A 6231-nucleotide genomic window follows, 5' to 3' on the forward strand; every position below is an offset into this window, starting at 1 on the left:
CAAGATTAGTATCTGTTATTATAAACTAAAAATCTTATTCCATTTTACATTCACTTCCAAACGCAATAGGCAGTTTATTTTTATGATTTACTTTTTTGACACTAATACTTACATAATGTAATTTACATACAAAAACAGATATCTTTATGATAAATTGATTTACCTGAATCTATTTGAGTAAAAGGCCTAATGATTGTTCTGAAATATCGGGTAAAATCTTTCTTAAATGCTGTAAGATTCTTTCGTATGATTCCTGTGGAGTACGTTCAGGATGGCATGCTTCTTTGCCAAAGAGCATTTCGGGAGTTGACAGCAATGACCATCCCCAACCATAATCTCTGCCATGTTTGTCCTGAGGATAAACAAAGTCTTCTGTCACTATATATCCACCCATTTCGAGCCGTGTGACGTACGCATCGAAACGGCTGCGCATCTTAGGACCTGTAAAGCCGCAAGCATGGCGAAGTTCGCGTGTGATGAGGCTGCCTTCAGTTCTCAGAATATCAAGGATAGTGTCTTCTATACTTCCTTCTTCTGGTGAGGGATAAACGCTTCTTCTGTAGTTGCAGAAATCTGGCCACCATTCGCGGCTTATGAATGCAGCCTTGCGCTTGAAGAACTTGCCGTATGCGCATCCGCTTTCCTGCAATATCGAACCTTTCCATTCCCATAAAGGCCATTCCCATCCGCCATCAGGCAGACGGTTGTATTGGCAATCTTCGTCTACAACTTCTTCGGCCGACCATCCCGGTATACCCATACTTAAAAGCGGGAGAAACCCTATTTCGTTGATGTAGTCAATCAGTTCTGGGCAGGAGTGAAAGAGTTCTTTATCCATATCTTTAAGTTTAAGATGTAATGTTTATGGCTAATACAAAATTACGCAAAAATTTTCTTTTAAGTATTGGAACAGTTGGAAACAATGATTTTTTCCGTATGTTTGCAAATCGCATAAGATTGGCTATGCTGTAAGTATTAATGTAGAAAATAAGTAATTGACAGATGATACCTCCAAAAATAGAACTATCTACTAAGGAAGAGCGCAGGGAATATGTTTTAAGCGCATGGGAATGTATGCATGACTGTGAGTCGTGCGGCAAATGCCGTATTCTGAAAGGTAGAGACCCGGAAACGCTATATGCGGACTATATAGAAGGTAAGCGCTCATATATTGATGTAACTTTGGATATAAGGAATAGTTCCTATTGACTGACTTTACTTGAATATTCACGCTAAATCAAAAGGAACTATTCACTAATAATATTTCTTTACAGATTATATAGTGTCAGACGCTCATCCCCAGCTCGTACGCTTCCTGTAGCTTATCGTTACCCTCAATAGTTCGTGGAGCATCAACCCCACCACAGAACAGTGTTCCGGCAAGACGGCTCTCAGGATAGCACTCTATCCATCCTCCAAGACCGTTTATGGCACGTTCTGGAGTTTCCGGCTCAATCTCGGCCGCTGTACAAAGCATATATACATCGCGGAATTTATAATCTAATGCGTACATGGCATTCATACGGTCTATCAGCACCTTCATCTGTCCACTCATTTCGTAGTAATATATTGGTGTAGCCCATACTATAACATCTGCGTTAAGAACTTTCTGCATTATGTCGTTTACATCATCATTGATAACGCATTTGCCTAATTTCTGGCAAGCCAGACATCCACGACAGAAACGGATATCCTTGTCGATGAGTGAAATTTTTTCTACGTCATTTCCCGATTTGAGAGCACCCTCAATAAACTTGTCTGCCAGCATGTCACTGTTTGAACCGGCACGCAGACTGGTTGAAATAACTATTACTTTTTTCATGATGATACTGTATTTATTTTTTAGAATTACTGCTTTATATTCCACATATCATTCAGCAGTGTTATTGCAGAATGAGAACGGAATACGTTGTTCCTGAAAGCAATGATTCCGTCTGTGGAGATGTTGTCCTCGAATGAATTTACAAGAAAATCCGCCTCAAGCAGGATACGGTGGTCTTTCGAAGTAACGTTTGTATATGTGTGGTGATGAGCTATCAGCCAACATATTCTTTCTATCTGTCCGTCACTGAAACCTTCAACTCCGGACAGTACTTTTCTGGCTTCATCTGGTCCAAGTTCTTCCTGATATTTACCGCTACAGTTTCCGTATTTCGCTTCGGCTGCGTGTATGCCTACATCATGCAGGATTGCTGCTGCTTCAAGAACGAACAGTTCTTCTTCATTCATGCCTTCGGCAATACCGATAATGCGTGCAAAATCGTGTACTTTAACCAGATGCTGGATGCGCTTTACGTCACCGCTATCATATTTTATCATTTCCCCCATCAGTCGGGATAGTATAGTGTGTTGTGTCATTATATAAAATGATTTAGTTAGTTATTAATATCTTTATATCTTTGCTTATTTCGAAAATCTTATCATTAACTTGGAATTTTCCTGAGCCTGACAGGATAATGAAAAAATGTGCTCACATTTGATTCATAACGTGGTGTCATTCGAACTCAAATGACACCACGTTTTTTTTGAATTACAGATGTATTCTGCTTAATATGAATCTTATATCAACAACATTATTCTGCCAGCTTCTTTTGTGAATATTGCAGGGAAACGTGAAACTACCGCGTAAACCTGTTTGCCCGTTACAGGCTGGTTGTCTTTTCGCATATACAGCCCCGAACGGTTTATGGCTTCCGCTATCTGGTCGGTAGTCATACCTCCATTCCTCTTCGCTATTACGTATATGATGGCTTCTTCTATTTTCATAATCTGATAAAATAAGGTAAGTCCGGAATTTATACATCGGTCTCTGTAAATCTTGAAAAACGTTTTCCGTTTCTTTCTATGTTTTCAAAAAACATATTTTCCTGCCGTACCCAATACGACATGTTTCCGTATAGTGCCTGATACACTACCATTCGTTCCTGAGTCTCGCTGTCGAAAGCGGAATGTATGTATTTGTACATACCTCCCTTGAAATGACGGAAGTATCTTTCTTTATGGACAGGAAACTTCATCAACATTTTTATGGCAAGGGGTACATACCATGTCTTTACTTCCTGTTCGGAAGGTGTGTGTCCTCCCGGGAAATGATATGCATTGTTATAGTATTCAAGGAATAGAGGTTCATAATGTGCCAATGTATCTTGTTCTCCGAACACTCCCCATATACGGTCTTTGTAGTATGGATTAACGTAATTGAATTGGTTATCCTCCAACTCGGCAAACTCATTTATTAGTGTTTCATCTATTATGATAGTCTGATTGCCATCTTTTCTTGGGGCCTTGTACTGGTGCTCGCCAATGCGTTCCTTCAGAAAATGTGTCATGCGGAAGTGTGGATTACCGAGCAATGCCGGTATTCCTACTATCGGTGCAAGCATCTGTGCGTAAAAAGAGCCGCAACTGTTGCCTATCATCAGGTCGGGATTTTCCGTATCAATAATCAAACGTATCTGCTCCAGTGCTGCCTTGGGATGCAAAGGCAAGTCCGGAGTCAGCACAATGGCATGACCATCCAAAGCTTCTTTTAAAGCAGTCGCCATCTGGCAACTTCCACTGGCAAAAAATCCATGTAAGAAAAGTATTTTTTTCATGTCTTTCTCTCTTCTCATATTGATTATATACTTATCGTTTTGTAACTGTAATCATGAATGTAACAGCCACTATAGCAATGGAGATTCCTAAAATGATATTTGCAGTAAGCGGTTCGCCAAACATTACTGTACCTACAACGATGGCCGTAATAGGTTCGAAAACACCGAGAACAGATGCTTTTGTGGCTCCGATATTACGTGATGCAATGGCCAAAGTTGCGGTTGAAACAATAGTCGGAAACAGTGCAAGACCTATCAGATTGAGCCAGTCTGTTCCGGTAGTGATTCCGGCTGTAATGACGGTGTCAGAAAAAATGATTTTTCCTATGAATACAATAGCTCCCACTGTAAGAGCATAGAATGTCAGTAAAGTATTGGAAATGCCTGCAATTGCTTTACTGCGGTTGATTATTACAATGAAAAGAGCGTAGACCAGTGCCGATGCAATAGAAAGCGCAACACCAATAGGGTTGATGGTCTGAGTACCGTCGCTTTGTGTCATGATGAGTACCCCTCCAAATGTGGCAGCAATGGCAAGCCATACAGGCCACGAAGGGACAACTTTCAAAAATACCATGATGATTGCTACAAGGACAGGGTAGAGGAATACAAGTGTAGTAGCCAGTCCGGAAGCTATGTAATCGTATGCGTAGAAAAGAAATACGCTGCTTCCTGTGTAAAGTAATCCGAGGATAAATAACACGCCAATCTGTTTACTTGAAACCTTAAAACTTTGCTTTCTGAACATCAGAAACAACCCCAAAAGCAGTACTGCAAATGAATAACGGAAGAATAATATGGATTCTGTGGCTGCACCATTCTTCATCAGTGGAACCGCAAATAGAGGATTCAAACCGTAAGTTATACCGGTAATAATTCCTGCCGGATAGCCAATAATGGCATTTTTGCTTAGTTTTTTCATGTGTTGGTATAAAAAATATTTACGGGGTGCAAAATTAATCATTAAATGACAAAACTATACTTTTAAAAGTCTGAAAATTGACTTTTAAAGGAAGAAAAAGTTATCAATAGGTGAATACCCGAATATGATAATGCGTATCTTTGCACGACTTTTTTTAAAGGTAAAAGGAAAACAATGGATGCAATTGTTACGCAGATGATTATTCTGTTTATTCTGGTAATCATAGGATATTTTCTGAATAAGAAGAAAATGATGGGTGCGGATTTTGACCGTAAACTCTCTGGACTGGTCATTAATGTGACATGTCCTAGTCTGATACTTTCATCTGTTATGGGTGACACACTTCCAGATAAGGAACTGATTGTACCTCTGCTTTTGGTAGGCTTTGCCACCTATGTGGTTCTTATTGGTACTGCTTTTTTGTTACCTCGCTATTTGCCGGTAAAACCATCTGACAGGGGGATTTACAGTTTTATGCTGGCATTCGGGAATGTAGGTTTTATCGGTTATCCTATAGTGGCTTCAATTTTCGGTTCCAGTGCGGTATTCTATGCTAGTATTCTTAATTTCCCAAGTACACTGCTGGTTTTTGTATTTGGCACCCTGTTTATAGCAGGAGCTCAGGGGAAAATGCGATTTGACTGGCGTACCCTGTACTGTCCAGCAATGATTGCGTCTTATCTTTCCATCCTGATTGTTGTTTCCGGGTGGGTTCCTCCTCGTGTCATAAGTACTCCGTTCATTCTGCTTGGAAATATAACTGTGCCTGCCGCACTGCTTCTCATAGGCTCGTCTATAGCCCAGGTGCCTATCCGCCGTATGTTTGGTAATCCGGCCATCTATATGATGTCGATACTGCGTCTGATTCTGGTTCCACTTCTGATACTGTATATCTCTAAGGTCTGCTGTGTAGATGAGACTATTGCAAATATAAATGTGGTGTTATCAGCTATGCCAGTAGCATCGTACGGCACACTTTTCTGTATCCAATATCAGAAAGGGGAGATTATAATGGCAGAAGGTACTTTTCTCACTACTCTTTTAGCAATGCTTACTATTCCTTTTTTGACTATGTTTCTGTGAAGACGGTGATATCTTGTATATATCTGATTGTGGGTTTAATGGTATTTAATCTCTTGGAGAAAAACGAATATTGAGTGGCGAATGCCAGTCGGTCAACAATATCTTTACCGGCAGCACAGGAAGAGCTAATGTCAGCTTTATATAAGTAAGATAAATTTATTGTGCTTATATTATCTAGTGGAAGAATTATAGAGCTATCTCGTTTGGAACCCATGACAAATTAGATAATAATAAGCGGGTAGGAAACAGTATTATGGTTTATTTCTGATCCTGCGTGTACTATATCACGCCCAATTTAAGAATTGAAATTCTTTGAGAAAAAAGAAATTCAACCTGGTGAATCAAAGGTTTATACTTTCATAATTAATCTGGAAAGAAATCTGTCATACGTTGATTCTGATGGTAACCCATTATTGGAGAAAGATTTATACTACTTGCGTGTAAAAGATAAATGCATTAAGATAGAAGTAATAGACTAGTTTATAATTTTAGTGAGTGAAATGATTGCACTTTAAATCGCTAGTTAGAGTATAGACTTTTAATTGGTAATTTTTTATAAACAATTTAATATGTTTTGATTATGAAGAAAATAATTGGATTGATGTTTTTGCTACATCTGTTGTTTTATTC

The 6231-nt window shown here is 39.2% G+C and carries 9 protein-coding genes; 3 read left to right on the top strand and 6 right to left on the bottom strand.

The genetic code is table 11. The annotated features are described in order from the left end of the window. Positions 1-169: 169 nt before the first annotated feature. A complete protein-coding gene (locus I6E24_RS14930; protein WP_235329367.1) occupies positions 170-838 on the bottom strand; it encodes an AlkZ-related protein in 669 nt (222 codons plus the stop codon). A gap of 164 nt (positions 839-1002) precedes the next feature. On the opposite strand from I6E24_RS14930, the gene I6E24_RS14935 reads away from it, so the two are divergent. Continuing rightward, the gene (locus tag I6E24_RS14935) at positions 1003-1209 is read left to right on the top strand and encodes a hypothetical protein (protein WP_204404826.1); all 207 of its coding nucleotides are present in this window, start codon (positions 1003-1005) and stop codon (positions 1207-1209) included. Positions 1210-1285: 76 nt separating this feature from the next. On the opposite strand, the gene I6E24_RS14940 is transcribed toward I6E24_RS14935, so the two are convergent. From I6E24_RS14940 to I6E24_RS14960, 5 genes are all read right to left on the bottom strand, one after another. After that, positions 1286-1822, bottom strand: a complete 537-nt coding sequence (locus I6E24_RS14940) for a flavodoxin family protein (protein ID WP_204404825.1) — start codon at positions 1820-1822, stop codon at positions 1286-1288. A gap of 26 nt (positions 1823-1848) precedes the next feature. Beyond that, a complete protein-coding gene (locus tag I6E24_RS14945) occupies positions 1849-2358 on the bottom strand; it encodes an HD domain-containing protein (protein ID WP_235329368.1) in 510 nt (169 codons plus the stop codon). Between the two features lie 201 nt (positions 2359-2559). Next, entirely contained in the window at positions 2560-2766 is a 207-nt protein-coding gene (locus I6E24_RS14950; RefSeq protein ID WP_204404823.1) for a hypothetical protein, read from the bottom strand. Positions 2767-2795: 29 nt separating this feature from the next. Further along, positions 2796-3614 carry a YqiA/YcfP family alpha/beta fold hydrolase gene (locus tag I6E24_RS14955; protein ID WP_235329369.1) on the bottom strand — a complete coding sequence of 273 codons (819 nt, stop codon included), beginning with the start codon at positions 3612-3614 and terminating at the stop codon, positions 2796-2798. A gap of 13 nt (positions 3615-3627) precedes the next feature. After that, a complete protein-coding gene (locus I6E24_RS14960; protein WP_235329370.1) occupies positions 3628-4518 on the bottom strand; it encodes an EamA family transporter in 891 nt (296 codons plus the stop codon). 174 nt (positions 4519-4692) lie between these two features. On the opposite strand from I6E24_RS14960, the gene I6E24_RS14965 reads away from it, so the two are divergent. Together I6E24_RS14965 and I6E24_RS17520 are read left to right on the top strand one after the other, a co-directional pair. Beyond that, positions 4693-5601, top strand: a complete 909-nt coding sequence (locus I6E24_RS14965; protein WP_235329371.1) for an AEC family transporter — start codon at positions 4693-4695, stop codon at positions 5599-5601. Between the two features lie 302 nt (positions 5602-5903). Continuing rightward, on the top strand, positions 5904-6080 hold the full coding sequence (locus I6E24_RS17520; protein WP_394800417.1) for a fibronectin type III-like domain-contianing protein: 177 nt from the start codon (positions 5904-5906) through the stop codon (positions 6078-6080). The last annotated feature ends 151 nt before the right edge of the window (positions 6081-6231 follow it).

Source organism: Bacteroides caecigallinarum, from assembly GCF_021530995.1.
GTDB classification, from domain to species: domain Bacteria; phylum Bacteroidota; class Bacteroidia; order Bacteroidales; family Bacteroidaceae; genus Phocaeicola; species Phocaeicola faecigallinarum.